Annotated in this window: 25 protein-coding genes; 13 read left to right on the top strand and 12 right to left on the bottom strand. The window is 67.8% G+C overall.

The features are described from left to right. Position 1: 1 nt before the first annotated feature. Positions 2-658 (top strand): response regulator transcription factor, encoded by a 657-nt coding sequence (locus E1261_RS08070; RefSeq protein ID WP_202874466.1) that lies wholly within the window; start codon positions 2-4, stop codon positions 656-658. 9 nt (positions 659-667) lie between these two features. Here E1261_RS08070 and E1261_RS08065 read toward each other — a convergent pair whose 3' ends face one another. From E1261_RS08065 to E1261_RS08055, 3 genes are all read right to left on the bottom strand, one after another. Next, positions 668-2,308, bottom strand: coding sequence for a DNA repair helicase XPB (locus E1261_RS08065; RefSeq protein ID WP_132404299.1), 1,641 nt, complete (start codon positions 2,306-2,308; stop codon positions 668-670). A 61-nt stretch (positions 2,309-2,369) separates the two neighbouring features. Then, positions 2,370-4,658 carry a helicase-associated domain-containing protein gene (locus E1261_RS08060; RefSeq protein WP_132404297.1) on the bottom strand — a complete coding sequence of 763 codons (2,289 nt, stop codon included), beginning with the start codon at positions 4,656-4,658 and terminating at the stop codon, positions 2,370-2,372. Positions 4,659-4,702: 44 nt separating this feature from the next. Next, positions 4,703-5,479 (bottom strand): GNAT family N-acetyltransferase, encoded by a 777-nt coding sequence (locus E1261_RS08055; RefSeq protein ID WP_132404294.1) that lies wholly within the window; start codon positions 5,477-5,479, stop codon positions 4,703-4,705. A 413-nt stretch (positions 5,480-5,892) separates the two neighbouring features. Between E1261_RS08055 and E1261_RS08050 the strand changes: the two genes are divergently transcribed. Then, positions 5,893-6,678: an alpha/beta fold hydrolase gene (locus E1261_RS08050; protein ID WP_132404292.1), complete on the top strand. Its 786-nt coding sequence runs from the start codon at positions 5,893-5,895 to the stop codon at positions 6,676-6,678. Here the strand turns inward: E1261_RS08050 and E1261_RS08045 are convergent. From E1261_RS08045 to E1261_RS08035, 3 genes are all read right to left on the bottom strand, one after another. Continuing rightward, positions 6,665-7,042 (bottom strand): DUF427 domain-containing protein, encoded by a 378-nt coding sequence (locus E1261_RS08045; RefSeq protein ID WP_132404289.1) that lies wholly within the window; start codon positions 7,040-7,042, stop codon positions 6,665-6,667. The genes E1261_RS08050 and E1261_RS08045 overlap by 14 nt on opposite strands. Before the next feature lie 37 nt (positions 7,043-7,079). Next, on the bottom strand, positions 7,080-7,865 hold the full coding sequence (locus E1261_RS08040) for a metallophosphoesterase (protein WP_132404286.1): 786 nt from the start codon (positions 7,863-7,865) through the stop codon (positions 7,080-7,082). A 120-nt stretch (positions 7,866-7,985) separates the two neighbouring features. Then, positions 7,986-8,606: an SIMPL domain-containing protein gene (locus tag E1261_RS08035; RefSeq protein WP_132404283.1), complete on the bottom strand. Its 621-nt coding sequence runs from the start codon at positions 8,604-8,606 to the stop codon at positions 7,986-7,988. A 53-nt stretch (positions 8,607-8,659) separates the two neighbouring features. On the opposite strand from E1261_RS08035, the gene E1261_RS08030 reads away from it, so the two are divergent. Continuing rightward, complete coding sequence (locus E1261_RS08030) at positions 8,660-9,589, top strand: DUF6454 family protein (protein ID WP_132404280.1); 930 nt, start codon at positions 8,660-8,662, stop codon at positions 9,587-9,589. A gap of 7 nt (positions 9,590-9,596) precedes the next feature. Here the strand turns inward: E1261_RS08030 and E1261_RS08025 are convergent, their stop codons facing one another. Next, the gene (locus tag E1261_RS08025) at positions 9,597-10,979 is read right to left on the bottom strand and encodes a restriction endonuclease (protein ID WP_238176075.1); all 1,383 of its coding nucleotides are present in this window, start codon (positions 10,977-10,979) and stop codon (positions 9,597-9,599) included. A 278-nt stretch (positions 10,980-11,257) separates the two neighbouring features. On the opposite strand from E1261_RS08025, the gene E1261_RS08020 reads away from it, so the two are divergent. From E1261_RS08020 to E1261_RS07995, 6 genes are all read left to right on the top strand, one after another. Continuing rightward, on the top strand, positions 11,258-11,542 hold the full coding sequence (locus tag E1261_RS08020) for a hypothetical protein (RefSeq protein WP_238176074.1): 285 nt from the start codon (positions 11,258-11,260) through the stop codon (positions 11,540-11,542). Positions 11,543-11,599: 57 nt separating this feature from the next. Beyond that, complete coding sequence (locus tag E1261_RS08015; RefSeq protein ID WP_132404274.1) at positions 11,600-12,943, top strand: sensor histidine kinase; 1,344 nt, start codon at positions 11,600-11,602, stop codon at positions 12,941-12,943. Then, entirely contained in the window at positions 12,940-13,605 is a 666-nt protein-coding gene (locus tag E1261_RS08010) for a response regulator transcription factor (RefSeq protein WP_132404271.1), read from the top strand. The genes E1261_RS08015 and E1261_RS08010 overlap by 4 nt, the downstream gene beginning before the upstream one ends. Before the next feature lie 81 nt (positions 13,606-13,686). After that, positions 13,687-14,283 carry a DUF4956 domain-containing protein gene (locus tag E1261_RS08005; protein ID WP_132404269.1) on the top strand — a complete coding sequence of 199 codons (597 nt, stop codon included), beginning with the start codon at positions 13,687-13,689 and terminating at the stop codon, positions 14,281-14,283. Further along, positions 14,280-15,053 carry a polyphosphate polymerase domain-containing protein gene (locus tag E1261_RS08000; protein WP_132404266.1) on the top strand — a complete coding sequence of 258 codons (774 nt, stop codon included), beginning with the start codon at positions 14,280-14,282 and terminating at the stop codon, positions 15,051-15,053. Before E1261_RS08005 ends, E1261_RS08000 begins: the two co-directional genes overlap by 4 nt. Positions 15,054-15,093: 40 nt before the next feature. After that, positions 15,094-16,713, top strand: coding sequence for an AMP-binding protein (locus E1261_RS07995; protein ID WP_132404263.1), 1,620 nt, complete (start codon positions 15,094-15,096; stop codon positions 16,711-16,713). Here E1261_RS07995 and E1261_RS07990 read toward each other — a convergent pair. Continuing rightward, positions 16,601-17,815: an MFS transporter gene (locus E1261_RS07990; protein WP_132404260.1), complete on the bottom strand. Its 1,215-nt coding sequence runs from the start codon at positions 17,813-17,815 to the stop codon at positions 16,601-16,603. The genes E1261_RS07995 and E1261_RS07990 overlap by 113 nt on opposite strands. 52 nt (positions 17,816-17,867) lie before the next feature. Between E1261_RS07990 and E1261_RS07985 the strand changes: the two genes are divergently transcribed. After that, positions 17,868-18,281 (top strand): winged helix-turn-helix transcriptional regulator, encoded by a 414-nt coding sequence (locus E1261_RS07985; RefSeq protein WP_132404389.1) that lies wholly within the window; start codon positions 17,868-17,870, stop codon positions 18,279-18,281. Here E1261_RS07985 and E1261_RS07980 read toward each other — a convergent pair. Genes E1261_RS07980 through E1261_RS07970 form a run of 3 tightly spaced genes read right to left on the bottom strand, consistent with a single transcriptional unit; the run spans position 18,278 to position 20,800 of the window. Continuing rightward, positions 18,278-19,228: a R2-like ligand-binding oxidase gene (locus E1261_RS07980; protein WP_132404257.1), complete on the bottom strand. Its 951-nt coding sequence runs from the start codon at positions 19,226-19,228 to the stop codon at positions 18,278-18,280. The two genes, E1261_RS07985 and E1261_RS07980, sit on opposite strands and share 4 nt — an antisense overlap. Beyond that, complete coding sequence (locus E1261_RS07975; RefSeq protein WP_132404254.1) at positions 19,228-19,815, bottom strand: TetR/AcrR family transcriptional regulator; 588 nt, start codon at positions 19,813-19,815, stop codon at positions 19,228-19,230. Before E1261_RS07975 ends, E1261_RS07980 begins: the two co-directional genes overlap by 1 nt. Before the next feature lie 55 nt (positions 19,816-19,870). Then, entirely contained in the window at positions 19,871-20,800 is a 930-nt protein-coding gene (locus E1261_RS07970; RefSeq protein ID WP_132404251.1) for a TauD/TfdA dioxygenase family protein, read from the bottom strand. 108 nt (positions 20,801-20,908) lie between these two features. Here E1261_RS07970 and larE point away from each other — a divergent pair, with 108 nt between their 5' ends. Then, entirely contained in the window at positions 20,909-22,378 is a 1,470-nt protein-coding gene (gene larE / locus E1261_RS07965; protein ID WP_132404248.1) for an ATP-dependent sacrificial sulfur transferase LarE, read from the top strand. A 99-nt stretch (positions 22,379-22,477) separates the two neighbouring features. Beyond that, on the top strand, positions 22,478-22,861 hold the full coding sequence (locus E1261_RS07960; RefSeq protein WP_132404245.1) for a cold-shock protein: 384 nt from the start codon (positions 22,478-22,480) through the stop codon (positions 22,859-22,861). A gap of 1 nt (position 22,862) precedes the next feature. Here the strand turns inward: E1261_RS07960 and E1261_RS07955 are convergent, their stop codons facing one another. Next, entirely contained in the window at positions 22,863-23,576 is a 714-nt protein-coding gene (locus E1261_RS07955) for a TetR/AcrR family transcriptional regulator C-terminal domain-containing protein (protein WP_132404242.1), read from the bottom strand. A gap of 107 nt (positions 23,577-23,683) precedes the next feature. On the opposite strand from E1261_RS07955, the gene E1261_RS07950 reads away from it, so the two are divergent. Continuing rightward, positions 23,684-25,005: MFS transporter (locus tag E1261_RS07950; RefSeq protein WP_132404239.1), on the top strand; the 1,322-nt coding region annotated here is incomplete at its 3' end.

The following is a 25,005-nucleotide window of genomic DNA, read 5'->3' as shown; positions in this document are numbered from 1 at the left end:
CATGAGTGACAGCGGACCGGTCAGTGTGGTGGTGATCGACGACCATCCGGCGATCCTGGCCGGAATCGAGGCCTGGTACGCCGCATCCCCGCGACCCATCACGGTAGTCGCGGCTGGTGACTCCGTGCGCGAGGCCTGGACCGAGCCGGGCAGTACGGCTGATGTGGTCGTGCTTGATCTGCAGCTGGGCCAGGGCGGCCCTGCCTTCGGCAGTCTGCGCAGACTGGTCGATGCCGGTCGTCAGGTGGTCGTCTACTCGATGCGGGACGACGACAAGACTGCGCTCAACTGCTTGGACCTGGGAGCGGCGACCTTTCTCACCAAGAGCGAAGGCCGGCAGCACCTGGTCGAGGCGACTCTCGCAGCGGCTGATGACCGGCCCTACATGCCGCCTGCCCTGGCCGGCGCTCTGGGGACAAACGCTCGGCCCGACCGGCCGCAGCTGTCGGTGCGCGAGGAGAACGTCCTCATCGAGTGGTTCCAGTCGGAGTCCAAGGAGCTGGTCGCGCAGCGCCTCGGTCTGTCCGTCCGGACGGTCAACTCGTACCTGGACCGGGTGCGGATCAAGTACGCCAACGTCGGCCGCCCGGCGCGGACGAAGGCCAGCCTGGTCGCCCGCGCCGTCCAGGATGGCCTGGTGGACGTCGACGACCTCTGAGCTCAGCTCTCAGGCGAACAGGTTTTCCGCGTCGACGATGGTGTAGGCGTAGCCCTGTTCGGCGAGGAAGCGCTGCCGGTGGGCGGCGAACTCGGCGTCGATGGTGTCGCGGGCGACGATGGAGTAGAAGCGGGCGGTGCGGCCGTCGCCCTTGGGGCGCAGGACGCGGCCGAGGCGCTGGGCCTCTTCCTGGCGGGAGCCGAAGGTGCCGGAGACCTGGATGGCCACTGAGGCCTCGGGGAGGTCGATGGAGAAGTTCGCGACCTTGCTGACGACCAGGCGGTTGATCTCGCCGGTCCGGAAGGCGTTGAACAGGCGCTGCCGCTCCTTGACCGTGGTCTCGCCCTTGATCACCGGACAGTTCAGCCGCTCGCCCAGCTCGTCGAGCTGGTCGATGTACTGGCCGATCACGAGCAGTGGCTCGCCGTCGTGGTGCTCGGCGATGCGCTTGACCAGCCGGGACTTGGCCGGTGTCGATGCGGCCAGGCGGTAGCGGTCCTCGGGCTCGGCGGTCGCGTACACGAACCGCTCGGTCTGCTCCAGGTCGACCCGCACCTCGATGCAGTCGGCCGGGGCGATCCAGCCCTGAGCCTCGATGTCCTTCCAGGGTGCGTCGTACCGCTTCGGGCCGATCAGGGAGAACACATCACCCTCGCGACCGTCCTCACGAACCAGAGTGGCGGTCAGACCGATCCGGCGGCGGGTCTGCAGGTCGGCGGTCATCCGGAAGATCGGTGCGGGCAGCAGGTGCACCTCGTCGTACACGATCAGGCCCCAGTCGCGGGCGTCGAACAACTCCAGGTGGGTGTAGACGCCCTTCCGGCGCGTGGTCATCACCTGGTACGTCGCGATCGTCACCGGCCGGATCTCCTTGCGGGCACCGGAGTACTCGCCGATCTCCTCCTCGGTCAGGCTGGTGCGCTTGAGCAGCTCGTCCTTCCACTGCCGCGCGGACACCGTGTTGGTGACCAGGATCAGCGTGGTCGCGGACGCCTGTGCCATCGCGGCAGCTCCGACGATCGTCTTGCCGGCACCGCAGGGCAGTACGACGACGCCCGAGCCACCGTGCCAGAACGACTCGACCGCCTGCTCCTGGTACGGCCGTAGCTCCCAACCGTCCTTCACCAGCTCGATCTGGTGCGCCTCACCGTCGACGTACCCGGCGAGGTCCTCAGCCGGCCAGCCGAGCTTCAGTAGCGTCTGCTTGAGGTGACCGCGCTCCGACGGGTGCACCAGCACGGTGTCGTCGTCGACCCGCGCGCCCAGCATCGGCTTCACCTTCGCCGAGCGCAGCACCTCCTCCAGCACTGGCCGGTCGGTCGTCACGAGCACCAGCCCGTGTTGTGGGTGCTTCTCCAGCCGCAGCCGCCCGTAGCGATCCAGCGTCTCCGCAATGTCCACCAGCAGCGAGTGCGGCACCGGGTAGCGGCTGAAGCGCAGCAGTACGTCGATCACCTGCTCGGCGTCGTGCCCGGCGGCCCGTGCGTTCCACAGACCGAGCGGAGTCAGCCGGTAGGTGTGCACGTGCTCAGGAGCCCGCTCCAGCTCGGAGAACGGCGCAATAGCCTTCCGGCACTCCCCAGAATCCGGATGTGCAGTCTCCAACAGCAGAGTCTTGTCCGACTGCACGATCAACGGCCCGTCCGTCACCCGTTACTCCCCACGCTCGATGCCCGACCCTCCATTGTGCCCCTCCCCGCCAAACCGCTGGTCAGCCTTCGACTGCGCGGGCGCTGGAGATGCGGTGCAGGGCGTACGTGTGGGGCTGGTTCGTGCTCGGGTCGTAGGCAGTCAGCCAGCCGTCGGCCACGCGGGTGGGCTCGACGATGCGCTCGGAGGCTGTGCCGTTGTGGTCGACGTACGAGATCCAGGTGCGGCTGTGAGCCTCGGCGGCGTTGGTGAGGACGGCGATAGTTTCGGCAGGAGCCGTGGGCTCGGAGGCGACGTCGTCGGCCGGTCGGTCTGCGGCCAGGCGGTCGCCAGCGCGCACCTTCTCGATGACGGCCTTCACCTGGTCGTCGGTGAGGTCCACTGCGCTGTCGGCGAAGTCCCGGCTGGTACGGCGGCGTGGCGGGTCACCACGTCGAGTCGCAGCCGTGCTCACGTGCACCACGCCGTCGAAGGTCTCGGCCAGCGGAGCCAGTCCGGCATCACGCAGTCGGCTCAGCACCACGTCTGGCGGCGACGGTGACACGACCACGGTCGGTGCCAGCCGGCGGAAGCGAACACCGGGCAGGTTCGAACTGATCAGGTGGGTGAGCACGTCCTCGTCATCACACCGCAGGTACGTCGACGCCGTACCCAATCGCAGTACGCCGTGGCGTCGGGCAACGTCGTCGATCAAGTAGGCCAGCGGCTGTGGGACCGGTGTGCGGGAGTGCTCGGCCAGCCACTTGTGCAGTTGGTCGGCAGTCCGTCCGAGGTCGAAGGCACGCCGTACCGAGCCCTCACTGAAGCGGTAGACCGCAGCGCCACCCTGCGACTCGACATCCGCCATGGCGGACAGGTCGTCCTGCACGGATCGCACCAGCGGGCCGGGAGCCACCGCGGTCAGGTCGGCCTGCAGGAGGATCTCGGACACCGGCTCTGGCACCAGCGGGCTGATTGCCTTGGCCAGCTCGTCGACTGTGGGCTCCTGCTCGAGCAGCGGCCGCCCGTGCGTCGCCAGCGAGCCCAGACCGGTCAGTCCGAGCAGGGCGGCTTCGTTGATCGCCCACTCGACCAGCTCGTCGCGGAACTGCCCACCGCGCCGCGGGCGATGCCAGGCCACCCAGGTCACGACCGAGTGTGTGGCGGGTGCGATACCTGCCGGAGTTTCGCCCAGTGCATTCAGGGTCAGCACTCGGACCTCAGGAGCCAGCAAACGCTCCAGGTCGGGTGCCAGCGCGTTGATGAGCCGCTCGCGCGCGGCAGCTGTAGAACCGCCTGAGTCGCGGCGACCGATCAGACCGATTGCCCGCAGTCCGCCGAACCAGGCCGTCACGAGCTGGGCCCAGCGATGTGCGAGGTCCAGCTCAAGCCAGTCGTCGTACGCGTTGGTCGGTAGCCAGAGCTCGTTGGTCCCGACCTCGACGGACGCGACCAGTCCGGCGGCGTACGCGATCTCAAGCACGGCACCGGTGTTGGACTCCTCCGCACCGATCTTTCCGGCCAGGCTGCGCAGCTCACGGACACCGATGCCGCCGGTACGCAGTACCGGCGGCGGTTCGAGGCCAAGCTGCTCCAGCGCCCGGTCGACTTGACGCACCAGGTCCAGCGCCGCACCGGCTGCAGCTCGGTCGACGATCGACGCCGTCACCGTCTTGCCGTCCAGCGGAGGCGGTGTGGGCCGCGTCGACGCGAGCACACGCCCGCCACGCAGATGCAGACCGATCTGCCGTGGCAGGACCACCGTGTTCGGATCACGCGGTACGACGAGACCGCGGGCGAGCAACCGCTCCACCGGGGTCCGGGCGGACGCGATAGTCACCGGACGCTCGGCCTTTTCGACCGTTCCGGTCGGGGGACCCCAGGTGAGCTTGTCGAGCACCTCACGTGCTTCCGGGCCGGCTTCGGCGATCAGCTTGTCCAGATCGCCGAAGTGCCGCGTGGTGATCGGGCCCAGACCTGCGGGCGTCGGGCCGAGCAGCTCGTGGACGGCCCGGATCGGCCGCAGGTCGTCCTCGGTACCCCAGACCAGCGCCAGGTCCAGCAACTCGGCCACCCGGGGCTGAACGATCTCCACCGGCTGGTCGACGCCAGCAGCCAGGTCGGCCAGGGTGACCGGCTCCGGCAGCGCCGACAGTGACTCCAACAGGTCGACACCGAACTCGTCGAGCCGATTGATCGCCCGCGCCGCCGAGGCGTTCGTGGTGGCCCGAGCTGCCAGCTGGCTGGTGTCGGCCGGGAGCGGCGTCGCCAGATCAGGCCGGTGCCGGAGCAACGTCCCGAGGGCAGCGTCGTCCCAAGTTCGCAGCGCCTCGGCGAGGGTGCGTGGGCGGTAGCGCTCGGACGTGGTCATCCCTCCAACGGTACGGCGCATCCGACCCGATCACTAACCGCATGTCACTCCGCGGCCCCAGCGAACCCGATCCGGCGGAACCCGATCCGCTCGTAGACCGCTGCCACCGCGTCATTCTCCGCTGAGAGCAGTAGCAGCTCCACACCGTTGTCGAAGGCGTGCTCGGTGAGCGCTGAGGTCACTGCGGCCGCCAGACCGCGCCTCCGCATCGAGGGCAGTGTGGCGACACCCACGATCTCCGACGCTGTCCCAACCGGCTGGTGCTGCCCGGTGGCGACCATGCCGTCGTCGGTGAACGCTCCGGCCGACACCGTCACACCGCGGCTGATCCGGTCCGTCACTCCTGCGACTAGCTTGTCGGAGAGCTCAGCCGCGGCAGCGTCCCGCTCAGAGTGGCCGCCGGCGCCGACTGCGGTTCCGGGGTCGCCGAAGGCGAGCTGCTGAACAGCCCGTCCCTCTCGGACCAGAGCGGCGTCGGCCGGAAGAATCTCCACCCGTGCGTCCACCGTCACCGGCTTGAAGTCCGCCCGGTCCATCACCAGCAGTGGGTGCTCGATCACCGTCAGCCCGGCCGCAGTCGCTGCTGGACCCAGCGACGGGCACGCCTCGACAACCCACTCGAAGTTCAGCGGCAGCTCCAGTTCGGCGCACCGGGCTCGCACGGCCTCGACATCTGCCGGCTCGACGGTCACACCGGCACGGGGACGCGCGTAGTACGGCCAGATCGTCGTACTGCGGAACAGCGTGAACGGCCCGACCTCCTCAGGTTCGGCCCCAGAGAGCGGAGCGGCATGCAGGTACTCGTCAACGCTAGTGATCACGGCACGCAGTGAACCACCGCTCCGGGGGCAGCGCCACGCAATTGTCTCCCACCCCAACGGCCACCTTGAGCACCCACCAACCACATCCGCCCTGCCCCAGCGACTGAACCGTGCTCAAGGTGGGCTGGTCGGCCGACCTTGTGCACCCGTCAACCGCATCCGCGCTGCCCGAGTGGTTGAACCGTGCTCAAGGTGATCGTGGCGCCGCCTTGGGCACGCATCAACCACGTTCGCGCTGCCCCAGCGACTGGACCGTGCTCAAGGTGATCCGCCCGGGCGACCTTGGGCACGCGTCGACCGCGTTTGGGGTGTGCGAGTGGTTGAACCGTGCTCAAGGTCCGCGGTGGTGTGTGTGTCGAGGTCCGGTCGTCGGCTTCGACCTAGGGGTAGAGACGACGAGCTGGAGGACTTCGATGGAGCATGTGACGTCTGTTGACGGTACGGCGATCGCCTACGAGCGACTGGGTAGCGGGGAGCCGGTGATCCTGGTGCCGGGCGCACTGTGCGACCGGAACGCGCTCAAGCCGCTGGCGCTTGCATTGGCCGGTGAGTTCGACCTGATCACCTACGACCGGCGTGGCCGCGGTGACTCCGGCGACAACGCGCCGTACGGGGTGGAGCGCGAGGTGGAGGACATCGCGGCGCTCCTCGCCGCGATCGGGGGCCAGGCCGCGATCTACGGACACTCGTCCGGCGCCGGGCTGGCGGCGGTCGCCGCGAGCAGCGGGCTCCCGTTCACCAAGGTGGTGCTGCACGAGCCGCCGTACGGGCCGGACGACGTCGACTCCAGCGAGGACGGTGCGCAGGTCCTCGAGCTGCTGCGGGAAGGCCGCAATCAGGAGGCAGTCGAGCACTTCCTGCTGATGGCCGGCATGACGCAGGCAGAGGCCGTCGAGCTTGCCGCTGGGCCCGGTGTCGCCGAGTTGGCGCCGACACTCGCCTACGATTTCGCCGTGATGGACTACGGCGCTCCTGGTGGGCGGTTGCCGGTCGAGCTGCTGGCAAAGATCACCCAGCCCGCTCTGGTGCTGGCCGGCACCGCCTCACCGCCGTTCATGATCGACGCGGGCTACCGGGTCGTGAAGCAACTCCGGGCGGCCGCGCTGATCGAACTCGCCGACCAGAACCACGTCGTACCGCCGGAGTTCCTCGCACCCGTCCTGCGGTCGTTCCTGCAGGGCAGCGTCAGTCGGCGATGATCTCGATCGACACCTTGTCCGCATAGAACGCCACGTGGTCGCGGATATCGACGACCGCGTCGTACGGCTGCTCGTAGGTCCAGACCGCGTTCACACCGGCCTCGCCCGCGGGCAGGACGCTGTAGTACGACGCGTCGCCCTTGTACGGGCAGTACGTCGAGTGCTCGGTGCGCTCGAGCAGGGTGAAGTCGACGTCGTCCCGGGGGATGTACTGCACCGCCGGGTACGTCGACTCCTGCAGGGACAGCGCATCACGGGTGTCCGCGAGCACCTGGTCACCGAGCTTCACCACCACTCGGTCCGGGTTCTTCGCCACTGTGATCGGGTGGTCCGCGCCTGGGAACTTCCGAGTCTTGTCAGCCATAACCCGTGCCAACCACAGGCCGGCCGACCGCATTCCCCTACGGCTGTTCGAGCTCCACGACCAGGCACGGGCCACCGTCGAAGGCGCCGCCGTCGATACCGAGCACCAGGCCGTCGGCGTACAGGTGGGGGCCGGTGAGGAACTCGGGGGAGATGTGGAGCATGTCGGCGACGATGCTGTGGCCGTGCACGATCCGCCGGCCGCCGAGGGCCTGGAGCATGATCCGGGCCACCTCCGGACCGCTCTCACCGCGGAACGCGTAGCGCGACGTCATCCGGCGCCAGATCTCCCACCAGACCACGATGTCGTCGTTGTGCAGGTCGGTGTGGGCGCGGGTGTTGATCTGGTCGAGAGTGTCACCCCACTCGACGTACTCCGCGGTGTCGGAGTGCATCAGCAGGTGGTCGGCGTCCAGGGCGAGCAGTGGCTGCTCTAGCAGCCAGGCGGCGTCGTCGTCGGTGAACAGCTCCTGATCGCGGTCCTGGCCGCCGTTCAGCGCCCAGGAGCGCTCGAAGCTGCGACTGGTGATGCCCTCGTGCGGGACGAAGGTGTCGCCGAACTTGCGCATGCCCAGCGCGAGGATCTCGTGGTTGCCGAGCAGCACGTTGACCGCACCGGCCGGTGCCTGCTCGACCAGACCGCGGACGTAGCGCAGCGCGCCGATCCCGTCCGGGCCCCGGTCGAAGAAGTCACCGAGCACCCACAGCCGCGCATCCGTGCCCGACCAGTTGCCGTCGGCATCGGCCAGCCCCGCCGCCAGCAATGACCCCTTCAGCTTCTCCGGATGCCCGTGGATGTCACTGACGGCAAAAACGCGCGTCATGTCAGCCCCGAACCGTCAGCACGATCAGTACGACGTTCAGCGCGGCGACGGCGGTTGCTACCAGGCATGCGGTGAGAGTAGTCGCTCTGCGGTTGACCAGGTGGCCCATGACGCGCCGGGTCAGGCCCAGGAGAAGTGGACTTCAAGTGATACCTCGACGGAGTGATCGCCCGGGGTGATGTTGATCGCAGCGGCGTCGAAGGCCTTGGCTGCACCGGCCATGGCCACCTCGCGGATGGGGGCGTGGCTGTAGGTCTCGCTGATCGCAGTGACCGAGCCGAGCGAGTATCCGGCCAGATGCGCGAGCTCTGTGCCCTTTTCCTGCGCCTGGCGGAAAGCCAGCTCGCGGGCACGCGTCAACAGCGCAGACTTGTCCTGTACGTCGAACTGCAGCGACTGCAGCCCCAGACTGTTGCCGGCTGCGTCCACGGCCGCATTGAGCAGCGTGCCGAAGCCGGTGAGGTCTTTGGTGGTCACGGTGAGCTGGTGCGAGCCGCGAAACGCCGCGGCGGTCCCCGGCTCGCGGTATTCCTGGTAGACGTTCACTGTCGTCGTATTGATGTCGTCCGCCTCGAGACCCTGCCCACGCAGCGCTGCGATCACAGCGTCCGTGCGCTCGGCCACCTGCGCGACGGCGGCAGCCACATCCGGTGCGACGTGTTCGACACTCAAGGACACCCGAAGTACGTCGGGCGCCGTGCTGACCTGACCTGATCCGACAACCGTTACCCCAGTTTCCATGACAGTTAGTCTGACACTTCCCGCAAGGCACCGGAGTCTGCTCAGGTGGTGTCATGCGTAGCCGAATCGTCACCGCCACCGTGCTCGCCGGTCTCCTGCTCACCGGCCTCAGCACCGCCGAAGCCACCGGACGGGACGCCGACGTCACCCGGGCCTTCGTCGCCACCAATCGCAGTACGGCGTGGACCCAGGTCGCGCGCATCCCACTGCGCTTCCCGACGTACCACCCGCAGGGCTTCGCCCTGGTCGGCGATCTGATCTTCCTGTCGAGTGTCGAGGTCCTGGAACCGCCGGTGAAATACCCGGTGCCCGTCGACGGCTACGACCGCTCACCGGGGAAGGGGATCGGGCACCTGTTCGTTCTGGACCGGCAGGGCAACCTGAAGAAGGACATCCGCCTCGGCGAAGGTACGGCGTACCACCCGGGTGGCATCGACTTCGACGGACGTGACGTGTGGATCCCGGTAGCGGAGTACCGGCCCAACTCGCGGGCGATCGTGTACACAGTCGACCCGAAGACCTACCGGGTCACCGAGCGCTTCCGCGCCAACGACCACGTCGGCGGGGTGGTCCGCGACCGCACCACCGGACAGGTTCACGGAGTGAGCTGGGGCTCGCGCACTCTCTACAACTGGACCCCCACCGGCCACCGCCTCGAACGCGTCGCCAACGAGAGCCACCTGCTCGACTACCAGGACTGCGACTACGTCTCCCGAGGCAAGCAGCTCTGCGGCGGCGTCACGAGTCTCCCCGGCCCCAAAGGCTCCTACGACCTAGGCGGTCTCGCACTCCTCGACCTCCGCAGCAACCGCATCCTGCACGAGATCCCCTTCCCCTACTTCTCTCCCACCGGCCGCAACGCCACCCGCAACCCAGTAGCCCTGGAAACCACTCAGGACAAGCTCCGCCTCTACACAGCTCCTGACGACGGCGAGGACCCCACCGGCACCGAGATCCAGATCTACGAGTCGCCGCTCAACTAGCTCTGTGTCAGCTAGCCCTGGGAATGATGCGGGCCGGGATGTCGTGGAGGTGGCAGAGGGCGAGCAGGGCGGTGCCGTCGATGAGTTGGAGCGGTTTGCCGGTGGCGAACTGGTAGCTGGTGGGCCCGAAGCCGCTGGTGGTGATGAGGATGCCTTTGGTGGCGCCGGCGTCGAGGACCGTGCCGAAGAGGTCGCGTACGGCGGAGGGTGGGACGGTGCGGGTCCAGAGCTTGGCCTGGACGACGAACTTGCCGCCGGTGATGGGGCGCGGGTCGTAGGCGACGCAGTCGATGCCGCCGTCGGTGCCCAGCCGGAACAGGCGAGTCTCCAGACCCATCCGGGTGAGGAGGTTCTGGACCAGGTGCTCGAAGGACTCGGGGCTCAGGTCCAGCAGGTTGGGCCGACTGTCGATCTCACTGAGGACGTCGATCGGCTCGACCGTGCGCGGGTCGGCCAGGTCGAAGTCCAGCACCGGCTCGACCGGCTGTAGCTCTTCTGGGTGCCGTGAGACCTCAGCGGCGAAGTAGTGACGTACACAGGCGACCGGGTCGAGCTGGTCGAGCACCAGCGCCTGGAACTGCTCACGCGTTGCCCGCAACGTGATCAGACACGGCCGGACGGTCTGCCCGGTCGGCAGATCCACCGACTCGACCATGCCGTTGAACACCACGGTGTCGACGACGCCGTACCGATCACTGCCGAAGACGAGGTGCAGTGCGCGCAGTGCGAGCTGAGCGACCAGCTGCTGGTAGAGCAGCCGCACCTCCTTCTCCGGTCGCGGTACCGCGACTACTGCGTCGGCCGCGCGGTCATACCGGTACGACGCCTCAGCCGGTACGACGCTCATGTCCGGCAGGTCCCATTCGATCGCCAGCAACGTGGACTCCGGCACGTAGCCAACCCGACGCCGACGGGGGAAGTCCAGCGGTTCCGTCACTCGCTCCAATGCTTTCGTGAAGTACCGGGTCACCGCAGCGCGGTCGTGGCTCTCCACTGCGCGCTGGTACGCATCGACGCGAGCGTGCTGCTCAGCGGTGGCGTCGTCCAGCCGGCGCTGCTGCTCGACCTGCTCGCGCTGAGCACGGGTCACCCGGTCACGGCGGTTCTCCTCGGCGGCGCGGTGCCGCTCGATCGCCTCCGCGAACCGGTCTTCGGCCGCGGCCAGCCGCCGCGCATACCGGCGCTCGGCGCCCCACCAGCGGAACCGTCCGGGCTCCTGGGGCAGGAACGCGTCCCAGACGGGTCCGGGACGCGCTGTCAGATCGGCTGCCTCGACGGCGGGCGGGGCGCGCCGGGGCGCGCGTTTGAGGGTCTGCAGATCGGTGCCGTGCACATCGATCGCGAGTGTGCTCGCCAGGACGTTGCCCAGGTCCCGGACGCGTTCGCTCACCGCAGCGGTCCGTTGTGCCGCTTCGGCGGTACGTCCGGGCGGACGGTCGCTGCGGTGCTGACCTTCGGCGGATCGGCCCATCGCCTCACACCTCTCCCGTCCACTGTAACGGTCCAATGACTCAGCGCGACCGATGTGACGGAGAGTTGGCAAGGACATTGCTTGCCGTCCACCCCCTGTTTCCTGCCGCACGTGCACCTGCAGAAGCCGTTGCCTGTATGAGAGATCTGTAATGTTCCGCTCATGCGGTTCTTCAGCTCGGATCGCAGGGTGTGAGAGTGCGATCTCCTCGAGTGGTCTACGGACTGGTCGCCGTCGTGCTGGCGGTGGCCGGCTTCGTGCTGCCGCGCTGGCTGGCCGAGCAGTCCGGCCCGGAGCTGGGGGAGACCGTTGTCGTCACCCCCGGTACGGCGGGCCCGACCGCGCAACCGCCGTCGACGCGGCCGCGGCCGACCGCTCCGGGGGCGGGGCCGGTGTCACCCGCTCCGGTGCGAACAGCAGGCGACGATGTCGATGACGGTCCGGACGACACGGATGACGACGGCCCGGACGACGATGGCTGACCGGAGACGCGGTTGAGGCGCCCGGTGCCCAGTGCGCGCGTTCGGATCATCTCCTGGATGTTGGGCGTGCTCGCACTGGCCATGGTCATGGTCGTCTTCGTGACCTGGCAGGTCCTGTCCGCTCGCTCCGATGCCTCGGCGGACCGGGAGCTGAGCCATGAGGCGGCCAAGTTCCGCGGGTTCGCCACCACTCCGGACGCAACGGCCCTCCGAACACCGGAGGAGTTGTTGGAGCGCTGGCTCCAGCTGAACCTGCCCGACGACTCCGAGGCGTTCTTCACCATCGTCGACGGCCGCCCGTACCGGCGTGGGCAGGGCACTCCGCCCGCACGCCTCGACACCGACACCGCCTTCATCCAGCGCATCGCCGGTGCCACCGAACCGACGTACGGGTGGGCTGACAGCTCAGCGGGCAAGGTCCGGTACGGCGTCCTGCCGGTGCGGGTGGGCGACCAGCCGGTCCGGGCGCAGCTGGTGGTGATCGAGTTCCGCGACCTGATCGCGCAGCCGTCGGAGGACGCGGCCCGGGCGTTGGCGGTGGTCGGTGCGATCACCCTGGCTCTGGCAGCTGTCGCCTGCTGGCTGATCACCGGGCGAGTGCTCGCTCCGATCCGCCAACTGCGCAGTACTGCCGAACAGATCAGCGAATCCGACCTGCGGCGCCGGATCCAGGTAGTCGGCACGGATGACGTCGCTCAGCTCGCTCGCACGTTCAACACGATGCTGGACCGGCTGGAGGCGGCCTTCCTCACGCAGCGGGAGTTCGCCGACAACGCGGGCCACGAGCTGCGGACGCCGATCACCGTGATCCGGGGACACCTGGAGCTCATGAGTGACGACCCGGACGACCAGGAGCAGACGAAGGCACTGGTACTCGACGAGTTGTCCAGGATGAACCGGATGGTCGATGACCTGCTGGTGCTGGCCAAGAGCGACCGCCCCGACTTCCTGGCGCCGGGTGAGGTCAACCTGACCGAGCTGGTTGTAGAGGTCGTGGCCAAGGCACGTCCGCTGGCAGAGCGGCAGTGGCGAGTGGACGAGACAGCCGATGCGGTGGTGATCGCCGATGGTCAGCGGCTCACCCAGGCGCTCATGCAGCTGGTCGCGAACGCCGTCCGGCACACACAGGCGGGCGACCGGATTGCCGTCGGCTCCCGGCTGCAGAACGGACAGGTGCTGCTGTGGGTCGCCGACTCGGGCAGTGGCGTACCAGCCGCCGACGCCGAGCGGATTTTCAGCCGGTTCGTCCGTGGTGACGACCAGGTCCGAGCCGAAGGCGCTGGGCTGGGGTTGTCGATCGTCCGATCCATTGCGCAGGCACATGGTGGCGAGGTCCGAGTGGCCGAGCAGAGCGCTCCAGGGGCTCGCTTCGAACTGACTCTGCCGGAGGTGCGTGGATGAGCCGGATTCTGATCGCAGAAGACGAGGAACGGATCGCCTCCTTCGTCGAACGAGGCCTGCGGGGCAACGGGTTCGTCACCACAGTCGTAGGCGACGGCGAAACGGCGTACACAGAGGCTGTCAGTGGTGCGTACGACCTGCTGGTGCTGGACATCGGACTGCCACGAGTGGACGGCTTCACAGTGCTCAGAAGGTTGCGGGAGGCCAGAGTCTCGATGCCGGTGGTGATCCTGACCGCCCGGGACAGCGTGCGGGACACGGTGGCCGGACTGCAGGGCGGTGCGGACGACTACCTGGCCAAGCCGTTCGCGTTCGAGGAGCTGCTGGCCCGGATCAGGTTGCGCCTGCGCACCGACAGCCCCGGTACGCCGGACGCCACGGTCCTGCGCGTTGGTGACCTCGAACTGGACCTGCGCACCCGGCGTGCAGTCGTCGGCGACCGCAGTGTCGACCTGACCGCCCGGGAGTTCCTGCTCGCGGAGATGTTCTGCCGGCATCCGGATCAGGTGCTGTCCCGCGAGCAGCTGCTCTCACAGGTCTGGGGCTTCGACTTCGACCCCGGCTCGAACGTGGTCGACGTCTACATCCGCTACCTGCGCCGCAAGCTCGGCCAGGAACGGATCGAGACTGTTCGCGGCATGGGCTACCGGCTGTTGCCTTAGAACCCTCTCATCAGCGGCTCAGACCGGTCTCACGGTTGCGGACCAGGGTGGAGACATCACCAAGTCCCCCAAGGAGGAACCATGAGTGGTCTGGCCATCGCGATACCGGCTGACCTGCTGGCCGTCGCGCTACTTGCCTACGGCATCTACTTCCGGCGCTACCACCGACGCGATCTGCTGCTGGCCTACGTCGCCCTGAACATCGGCGTACTGGCTGTGACCGCGATGCTGGCCGACAGCGGGGCCGGTGCGGGCCTGGGACTCGGACTGTTCGGCATCCTGTCGATCATCCGGCTGCGCTCCGACTCGATCACCCAGGAGGAGGTCGCGTACTACTTCGTGGCGCTCGCAATGGGGCTGGTCAACGGCCTGCACCCCGGACCGGTGTGGCTGGCTCCGGTGCTGAGTCTGCTGCTGGTAGCGGTCATGTACACCGTCGACCACCCGCGACTGATCAGCCGCTCGCACCGGCAGAAGGTGGTGCTCGACCGCGCCTACCCGCAGGTGAGCGAGATCCGGCCGGTCCTGGAGCAGCTACTCGGGGCCGAGGTGAAGTACTTCGTCGTACTGGATCTTGACCTGGTCACCGACACGACTGTGGTCGACGTCCGGTACCGGAGCCGGACCAAGGTGTCCCGCGCGGCACGACCGGCGCCCGTCCATCAGTTCGCCGCATGAGCACGACCAGGACTGCCGCAGCGATGGCAGGTGCGCTGGAGCCGTTTCCGGTGATCACACTGCCCGAGGTGCTGGCGGAGGCCGCGCTGCAGGTCAGAGTCGACCGCAAGTACCTCGTGCCGCTGGAGACCTTTGTTGAGCTGACAGCGCGGTTGCGTTCCACGTTCGCCGCACTGTGGATCGACGGCCGCTGCAGCTTCCGCTACGAGTCGGTCTACTTCGACACGGCCGACCATGAGCTCTACCGACAGCACCTGCAGGGCCGACGCCGTCGCTACAAGCTCAGGACGCGTGCCTACCTGGACAGTGGCGAGTGCAGTCTGGAGATCAAGCTCAAGGGCGCCCGGGCCGAAACGATCAAGTCCCGCGTGGACTATCCGCTCCCGGACCGCGCCCGGTTGACGCCGCAGGCTTGGGATTTCCTGACAGAGCGGCTGCAGACCGAGTACGGCGTACCGCCGGAGCCACGGCTCGGTCCGGCGCTCGCCACGACCTATCGGCGCAGCACGCTGGTGGATCCGACCGGACACGCCCGTCTGACCTGTGACACCGACCTGCGGTTCTCAGCGCCACGCCACAGCGTGCAGGTGCGGCCGGACGTCGTACTGGTCGAGAGCAAGACTGCAGGCCGGGCCGGCGCGGCGGACGACGTACTGCGTGAGCTGGGGGTTCGGCCGATCAGCGTGAGCAAGTACTGCGTGGCCGTGGCTCTCCTGAACCCCCGGTTGCGCGCCAACCCCTGGCACCGAACCCTGCAGCTCTTCCGCTGACAGTCCTAGACTCAGCGCAACGACCTATCAGGAGGCGCGAATGTCCGCTAGCTATGCCTCGGGAGTCTCCGACGTGCCGTTGCTGGGCGAGACGATCGGCGCCAACCTGAGACGGACGATCGAGCAGTACGGCGACCGGGACGCGCTGGTGGAGGTGCAGACCGGCCGGCGCTGGACGTACGCCGAGCTGGGTGCCGAGGTGGATCGGGTCGCCAAGGGCCTGCTGGCGCGGGGGATCGCGAAGGGCGACAGGGTCGGCATCTGGGCGCCGAACTGCGCGGAGTGGACCATCACGCAGTACGCGACCGCCACTGTGGGCGCCATCCTGGTGAACATCAATCCGGCGTACCGGACGCACGAGCTGGCCTATGCGCTCAACCAGTCCGGTGTGCGGCTGCTGATCTCGGCCACCGAGTTCAAGACCAGCAACTACCGAGCCATGGTCGACGAGGTGCGTCCGGACTGCGCAGCGCTCGAAGAGACCGTCTACATCGGCACTGGCGACTGGGACAGCCTCCGCGACGCAGCGGACCGAGTGAGCGACGAGGAGCTGCAGCAGCGCACCGAGGAGCTGGCCTTCGACGACCCGATCAACATCCAGTACACCAGCGGCACCACAGGCTTCCCGAAGGGCGCAACCCTCAGCCACCACAACATCCTCAACAACGGCTTCTTCGTCACCGAGACGATCGCCTTCACCGCAGAGGACCGCCTCTGCATCCCCGTGCCCTTCTACCACTGCTTCGGCATGGTGATGGCGAACCTGGGCTGCACAACGCACGGTGCGTGCATGGTGATCCCCGGTCCGGCGTTCGACCCCGCTGCGACATTGCAGGCTGTGCAGGACGAGCGGTGTACGGCGCTGTACGGCGTACCGACGATGTTCATCGCCGAACTGGGGTTACCGAACTTCAGCGACTACGACCTGTCCACGCTGCGCACTGGGGTGATGGCTGGATCGCCGTGCCCGGTTGAGGTGATGAAGCGGTGTGTGGCCGACATGCACATGGCTGAAGTGGCCATCTGCTACGGCATGACCGAGACATCGCCGGTGTCCACGCAGACCCGGCGTGACGACGACCTGGACCGCCGTACGTCGACTGTCGGGCGGGTGATGCCGCATGTCGAAGTGAAGCTCGTGGACCCGGCCACTGGTCTCGTGGTCGAGCGCGGTGAGCCGGGGGAGCTGTGCACTCGTGGCTACTCCGTCATGCTCGGCTACTGGGACGAAGCGGAGAAGACCGCCGAGGCAATCGACCAGGCGCGCTGGATGCACACCGGCGACCTCGCAGTGATGCGTGACGACGGTTACGTGAACATCGTCGGCCGGATCAAGGACATGGTCATCCGCGGCGGCGAGAACGTGTACCCGCGCGAGATCGAGGAGTTCCTCTACACGCACCCGGCGATCGCCGACGTCCAGGTGATCGGCGTACCGGACGAGAAGTACGGCGAAGAGCTCTGCGCGTGGATCAAACTCAAGCCCGGCGCGGACCCACTCGACGCCGACGCCGTGCGGGAGTTCGCCACCGGCAAACTGGCCCGCTTCAAGATCCCGAAGTACGTGCTGCTGGTCGACGACTTCCCGATGACTGTGACGGGAAAGATCCGGAAGATCGAGATGCGCGAGAAGTCAGTCGGCCTGTTGGGACTGCCGTGAGCAAGGCCCCGACACCGAATGCTGCGCCGAGCACGCTGACACCGGTCCAGCCGGCGCGAACGTAGAGCCAGGTCGACGCGATCGCGCCTAGGCCGCTGCCGATCGAGTAGAAGATCATGTAGCCGCCGATCAAGCGGCTGCCTGCGTCGGGGCGGAGCGGATAGATCCGGCTCTGGTTGGTGACGTGGATCGCGCCAGTCGCCAGGTCGAGGACGACGGCGCCGATCGCCAGTGCCAGCAGGGACTTCGGCGTCCAGACGATGACGGCCCAGCTGGCCACCAGCAACAGGGCGGCGATCGACGTAACTCGTTGCCCATGGCCCCGATCGGCCAGTCGTCCGGCCGGGCCGGACACGATCGCACCGGCGGCGCCGATCAGCCCGAACGCGCCGATCGCCGTGTGTGACAGGCCCTGGTCGGTCAGCGGCAGGGCGACAGCGCTCCACAGGGTGCTGAATGAGGCGAAGATGAAGAAGGCCCGCAGCCCGGCGACCCGGAACAGCGGTTCCTCGCGCCACAGGTCGATGATCGAGCGGAGCAAGGCGCCGTACGACAGATCGGTGCGCGGTTGCGGCGGGGACTGGACGAGGGTTGCGGCGATCAGCAGGCAGAAGGCGCAGGCCACGAGGTAGATCGCCCGCCAGCCTGCCACGTCGGTGAGCGCCCCGGACGCGGTGCGGGCCAGCAGGATGCCGAGGACGACGCCGGTGGTGATCGCACCGACGGTCCGGCCGCGTTCGGCCGGGGCGCTCAGCGATGCGCCGAACGCGACCACCGACTGGGTGACCACCGCGAGCCCACCGACCGCGGCGAGCCCGATCAGCAGCATGACGGCGTTCTGGGCGAAGCCCACGATCAGTAGCGCGCCGGCGAGCAGGACGAACTGGGTCCGGATCAACCGGCGCCGGGGCAGCCGATCGCCCAACGGGACCAGGAAGAACAGGCCCAGCACGTAGCCGATCTGGGTGACCGTCACGAACAGCCCGACCGTACTCGTGGACAGGCCGAGGTCCTGTCCCATCGTGACCAGTAGCGGCTGGGCGAAGTAGACGGTCGACACCGCGATCGCGGCGGACACCGCCAGATACAGTCTTGGTTTCATGTTGCAACCGTAAGGCCGAGTGGTAGCATTTTGCAACCAAGGAGGTGTGGTGATGGTCAAGCGGACGCGGTTCGACGAGGAGAGCTGTCCGGTGGCGCGGTCGGTGGATGCGGTCGGCGACTGGTGGTCGCTGCTGATCGTGCGCGACGCCTTCGACGGCAGCCGCCGGTTCGGTGAGTTCCAGCGCAGCCTGGGAATCGCGAAGAACATTCTCAGCGCGCGTCTGAAAGGCCTTGTGGAGCAGGGGATTTTGGACAGTGACTATGCGCTGACCGCGAAGGGTGAAGCGCTCTTCCCGGTGATCGTGGCACTGCGCCAGTGGGGTGAGGCGTTCGCCTTCGAACCCGGCGAGCCACACTCCGAGCTGCTCGACCGCCGCGACGGCAAACCGCTCAAGCCGCTCGAAGTGCACGCTGCCGACGGCCGCCTGGTGACGGCCGCCGACACCGAAGTGCGAAAGCCCTAGCGGACCGCGGCGAGCGCGGCTGAGTCCTCGTCGCCGAAGACGTCCTCCAGTCGCTCCGGGGAGTAGTCCAGGTCGATGCCGGCCACGTCTGCGCCGACTGCGGACTCGATGGCGCCGAGGCGGCGGGTGGCCCGGTCGCCGGCGTAGGTCATCAGTGCGGTCGGGTTGATCTCCGGTGGGAGCTCGGGGGAGTTGTCGAGGGCCCACTGGATCTGGACGAGCGCATGCGGCAGCAGCTCCTCCATGGTGTCGGTGACGACCTTCCAGTTCGACTCGTCGGCAGCCACGTGCCGGCGGCAGGTGAACGTGCCCCAGGCCATGTGGCGACGTTCGTCGTCACCGATCCGGCGGATCAGCTCCTGCATGCCCGGCAGTACGCCGCGCGCCGTACACAGCAGGTTCCATGCGTGGTACCCGGTCAGGGCGAGCGTCCCTTCGACCACGTGGTTGTAGGTGACGGAGGCGCGTACCTGGTTGGCTGGTGACGGGTCGTCGGCCAGTGACTTGAGTGCCACGGGGAGGGCCTCGTAGAAGATCGCCCGGTAGCCCGGATTGGTCTCGACGTACCGGTGCAGGTCCTCAGTGACGCCGATGGCGTCCAGCCAGAGCCGGAAGACCGCAGTGTGCTTGGCCTCCTCGAAACAGAACTGCGTCAGGTACATCTCGTCGCCGAACCGGCCCTCGGCCGCCATGGCTTGCAGGAACGGCTGCAGGTCCTCGGTGACCGCCTCCTCGCCGGCGATGAACTGTGAGCAGAGCATCAGTGCGTTGTCCTGGTCGTTCGGACTCATCTCCTGCCAGTCCTTGGCGTCCTGGGTGAAGTCGATGTCACGGGGGTTCCAGAACTTGCGGTTGCCCTTGTCGAACAGCCGTAGCGGCAGTGCGTCCCAGTTGAAGCCACCTGACTTCAGGGAGTTGAAACCCTGCCTGTGCAACGGATTCGTCATCACTGCCTCCTGGACTGGACTAAGAAGGGACTGAGGACGCGAGCCAGCTGCACGGCCACTGCCGAGGGTGGGGGCCCAGGCGTGATGATGTGGCTGAGGACAACGCGCAAAGCGATGTCGATGCAGCTGGTCGCGTCCTCTGGTGGCACCTCTGGCCAGTGCTCACGGACGTGGGCATCCAGCGCCTGGTGACTCACCTCCAGCAGCTGCTGCCCCCGTGTCGTCAGCAGCTGACTGGCCTGGTCCGATCCCGGCTGTCCCAGCATCGCCTTCACCAGCGGGTTCTCCCCGGCCAGTGCGAGCGCCCGCTCGACCGCGGCCTGCAAACCGGCGATCGGGTCGGGCGCTTCGGCGAGTGCCGCGTTCACCTGCAGCAGGAACCGTTCCGTCTCGCGGGTGGTGACCGCCTGCAGCAGTCCCCACTTGTCGCTGAACTCGTTGTAGACGGTCTGCCGGGACACCCCGGTACGGCGGGCCACCTCGGCCATCCGGAGTCCGTCGTACCCACCCGCAACGATCGCGTCGTACGCAGCATCCAGCAGCTCGTCGTGCAGCCGCCGTTTGGTCCGGTCCGCGAACGAGTCCATGTCCCTGATGGTTTACAAAAGCATCCAGAGTGTCAAGAGGTCGGACAATGTGGCGTTAGTTGTCAAGTGAGGAGAAGTGCGTCGCATCGCCCGTGCGCGGCGTACTGCGGACACCGTCAACACTCACCGGTACGTCGCCCGCCAGGGTGATGCGGTGCAGTCGGCGCGGCTGGTCGTCGTAGTCGGCGACCCCGTAGTGCTGGGTCGCACGGTTGTCCCAGATCGCGAGGTCCCCCGGCTGCCACTGCCACCGGACGGTGTTGTCGAGATTCGTGATCCGGTTCTGGAGCAGCTGGAACAACGCTGTCGTTTCAGCGCTGCTGAGCCCGACGAGCCGCCGTACAAAGTGACCGAGAACCAGTGACCGCTCACCGGTCTCTGGGTGTATTCGCACGACCGGGTGCTCGGTCTCGAACAGCTTCGACTGGAACTGCTTGCGATGCGTCTCGACCTTCACATCCACCCCGCCGATCCGGCCCTCGTCCGCGTGACCGGCGTAGTCGTAGACGTTGCTGTGCACAGCCCACAGTCGATCGACCAGAGCCTTCAAAGGCTCGGGCAGATTCGCGTACGCCGCCACCGTGTTCGCCCACGTGGTGGCGCCGCCGTACGGGGGCAGGGTGACCGCGCGCAGGATGCTGATCGCGGGGATCCGGTCGACGAAGGTGACGTCGGTGTGCCAGCTGTTCGCCTTGCCGTAGTCGGAGTCGATCGGCAGCACGTTCGCCGCGTCGTCGAGGCTCTTCGAGGTCGGGTGCGCGAGCGTCGGCGTACCGAGGAGTTTCGCGAACGCGAGCTGGCCGGCGTCGTCCAGGTGGTGCTGTTCGCGGAAGAAGATCACCTTGTGGTCGAGCAGCGCCTGCCGGATCGCGGTCACGGTCTCCGGGGCCAGGTCGCCACCGAGCTGGACGTTGCCGATCACGGCGCCGATCGCGCCACCGGCCTTGGCCACGGTGATCTCGGGTGCTTCGAGCTGAGCGGTCATGGTTTCCTCCAAAGGGTCAATCCCTATAATCCAACTGATTTACTAGACATAGGACGCGTTTCGGGATGCGAGACCGCCTCGTCAGAGGCAGGACGTAGGGTTGGGGACGTGTCAACCGCCGAGATCCAGCCCGCCACCGCGACCTTCGACGTACCGGAGCTCGTGGTCGGGTTCGACCTGGACATGACGCTGATCGACTCGCGCCCGGGGATTCAGCTGGTCTGGGACCTGCTGGCCGCGGAGACCGGCGTCCCCATCGACTCCGAGCTCGTGGTGAGCCGGCTCGGGCCGCCCCTGACCTGGGAGATGGCGAACTGGTTCCCCCCGGAGCAGGTCGACGCGATGGTCAAGCGGTACCGCGAGCACTACCCGTCGCACGCGATCACCGGCAGCCTGCCGTTGCCGGGCGTGGCCGAGTCGCTGGCCGCCATCCGGGCCCTGCGCGGCCGGACCATGGTGGTCTCGGCGAAGCACACGCCATCCGTGAAGCTGCACCTGGAGCACCTCGGGCTGGATGTCGACGAGCCGGTCGGTGACCTGCACGGAGCCGAGAAGGGTACGGCGCTACGCGAGCACCAGGCGGGCATCTTCGTCGGCGACCACACCGCCGATATCGACGGAGCGCAGGCGGCCGGAGCGGTCGCGGTGGCGGTTGCGACCGGGCCGTTCACCGCTGACGAGCTGCGGGCGTACGGCGCGGACGTCGTACTGACTGATCTGACCGAGTTCCCTGCCTGGCTCGAGGCGTATGTGCTCGAGCAGCGGCTGGAAGCGCTGATGAAGCGGTTGTCGAGCTACGACAAGCTGGTCGTCGCGTTCAGCGGTGGCGCCGACTCGGCGTTCCTGCTGGCGGCCGCGGCCCGGGCGATCGGCCCGGCCAATGTGGTGGCCGCGACGGCGATCTCGCCGAGCCTCCCGGATGCTGAGCTGGAGCCGGCTGCGCGGTTCGCCGACGCTCTCGGCGTCCGGCATGTGACGCCGCATACGCACGAGATGGAGCGCGAGGGCTACCAGGCCAACGCGGGCGACCGCTGCTACTTCTGCAAGGCCGAACTGGTCGAGACCCTGCAGCCGATCGCCGACGAGTTCGGCATCACCGCGATCGCGACCGGGACGAACGCCGATGATGCGATCGCCGGGTTCCGGCCGGGGATCCGGGCCGCGCACGAGCGGGGTGCGATCACCCCGCTGAAGGACGCGCGGCTGACCAAGGCGCAGATCCGCGAGGCCTCGCGCAGCTGGGGGTTGGCGACGTCGGACAAACCGGCCGCGGCCTGCCTGTCCAGCCGGATCGCCTACGGGATCCGCATCACGCCGAACTTGCTGGCCCGGGTCGACCGGGCCGAGGCGGCACTGCGGTCGCGGCTGGCGCCGTACGGGGTGCAGAACGTGCGCGTCCGCGATCTGGGCGAGGCGGCGAGTATCGAGATCGACCACGACCTGGTCGCTCGGGTGGATCACCAGGACCTGGTAGATGCGGTCATGGCCGAAGGGTTCACGGCGGCGCGGGTCGATCCCCGCGGGTTCCGGTCCGGTTCGATGAACGAGCGGCTGCCTGATCCGGACAAGTACCGATAATTTCCCACGGGCGCTGAGCGTCCCGTTCACGTACCCTGGGTAACCGGTCGGGCCGCCCGTCCGGTCCGGTTTCCGACGATTGACTCTGAAGAGGTTCCCGTGCCCGTAGGCAAGGTCAAGTGGTATGACTCCGAGAAGGGGTTCGGCTTCCTCAGCAAGGAAGAGGGCGGGGACGTCTACGTCCGCGCCGAGGCGCTGCCGGCCGGAGTGACCAACCTCAAGCCCGGCCAGAAGGTCGAGTTCGGTGTCGTCGAGGGCCGCAAGGGTGAGCAGGCTCTGCAGGTCCGGCTGATCGACCCGCCGCCGTCGGTGGCGAAGGCGATGCGGCCGAAGCCGGAGGAGATGCAGCTCGTCATCGAGGACCTGATCAAGCTCCTCGACAACCTCGGCGAGAACTACCGCCGCGGCCGCCAGCCCGACGGCAAGGCGTCCCGCCAGGTCGCGACCGTACTGCGCGGCGTCGCCGACAAACTGGACGTCTGAGTCACCCCTTGTCGATCCCGGCCTGGATGCCGTCGAGGATGGTTTCCAGGCCGTCGGCGAATCCATCGGTCTCGAAGTTGATCTCCAGTTCTGCCGGCCGTTGCAGCCCCGCGGCGATCGCGGGGAATCGCTCCTCGGTCGCCAGGAACTGCAGCCGCTCGGCATAGCGCCGGTCCGCCACCGCGGCTTCCTCGGGGGTCGCGGTGAACTGGTGGATGGTGAGCTGGACGGCGCCACGGACGTAGATGTTCACCAGCAGCATCGCCGACAACTTCTCGCCGGCGGTCAGAGGCGTGTCGTGGAACGCCTGCAGCGCCGACTCCATCCAGGTCAGCTGGCTGGGTGACAGCGGCGGCTCGGTGATCGGCACCTGCAGGATCCACGGATGCGCGCGGAGGCCGTCCCGGAACGCCGCCGCCCACGACTCCATCCGGCTGCGCCAGTCCTCGCCGTACAGGACGGGCGCCTCGCCGAACGCGTACTCGAGCATGACCGTGTAGAGGTCGTCCTTGGAATCGACGTACCGGTAGAGCGACATCGTCGTGAAGCCGAGCGCGGACGCGACCTTGCTCATCGAGACCGCCGGCAGCCCGCCCGCGTCGGCCAGCTCGATCGCGGCCGCGGCGATGTCGCTCAGCTGGAACGTCGGCTTCGGTCCGGGCCGCGCCGGTCCTTCGAGACCCCACAGCTGCTCCAGTACGCGCGGTAGCTCCATGCTCGGACACCTCTCAGGTCGGGACTGTTTACATCATAGACAGATCTCGCTATGGTCTGTGTACGGCGCACACAGTGTGCGCCATAGACAGATCCTTGGAGGGGTTTATGAGTACGACGGAACGCGCGGGACGCAAGGAGTGGATCGCGCTCGGCGTGCTCGCACTGCCGCTGCTGCTGGTGTCGATGGATGTGTCGGTCCTGTACTTCGCTGTTCCGTACATCGCGGGTGATCTCGGGGTGACCGCGACCGAGCAGCTGTGGATCTTCGACATCTACGGGTTCGTGCTGGCCGGTCTGCTGATCACGATGGGCTCGCTCGGCGACCGGATCGGCCGGCGCAAGCTGCTGATCTTCGGGGCGATCGCCTTCGGGCTCGCCTCGATCGCCGCGGCGTACGCGCAGAATCCCGAGCAGCTGATCGCCGCACGGGCGGTGCTCGGGATCGGCGGCGCGACCTTGATGCCGTCGACGCTGGCGCTGATCCGCAACATGTTCCACGACGCCGGTCAGCGGCAGAAGGCGATCGCCTTCTGGAGCGCGGTGATGATGGGCGGGATCTCGCTCGGCCCGGTGTTCGGCGGGTTCCTGCTGGAGCACTTCTGGTGGGGCTCGGTGTTCCTCGCGAACATCCCGGCGATGGTGCTGCTGCTGGTCCTCGCGCCGGTGCTGCTGCCCGAGTTCAAGGCGCCGACCGGGGGACGGTTCGACCTCATTGGTTCGGTGCTGTCATTGGCCGCCGTACTGCCGATCATCTGGGGGATCAAGGAGCTGGCCGCGCACGGTACGGCGTCGTTGCCGGTGCTGGCGATCGTGGCCGGGCTGGTCTTCGGGGTGCTGTTCGTACAACGGCAGCGGACTGCGGCGTACCCGATGATCGAGCTCGCGATGTTCCGCAACCGCGCCTTCAGCGGCTCGCTGGCCGCCAACACGATCGGCATGCTGGCGCTGGTCGGCAATGCGATCTTCATGACGCAGTACCTGCAGCTGGTGCAGGGGTTGTCACCGCTGAAGGCCGCCCTCTGGTCGCTCGCCCCCTCGCTCGTCGTCGGTGGTGCGGCGCCTTTGGCAACCACGCTGGCCAAGCGGTTCGACCGTGCCTACGTGACCGGCGGCGCTTTCGTCCTCGCGGCGGGCGGGTTCGCCGTACTGACCCAGGTCCGGGTCGAGTCCTCGCTCGCGGTCATCCTCACCGGCGCCGGCCTGCTCGCCGCCGGCCTCGTGATGGTGATGTCCCTGGTCACCGAAACCATCGTCGGCTCGGTCTCCCCCGAACGCGCCGGCTCGGCCTCCGCAGTCATGGAAACCTGCAGCGAGTTCGGCGGCGCCCTGGGCATCGCCGTACTGGGCTCCATCGGCACCGCCGCCTACCGCGCCGACCTCCCCGTCGATGCCGCAGCCCCCCTCCGCGAAGGCCTCCCCGCCGCCAC

The sequence above is a fragment of the Kribbella albertanoniae genome, assembly GCF_004348455.1.
Classification (GTDB): domain Bacteria; phylum Actinomycetota; class Actinomycetes; order Propionibacteriales; family Kribbellaceae; genus Kribbella; species Kribbella albertanoniae.
This window is presented reverse-complemented; position numbering and strand designations above follow the sequence as displayed.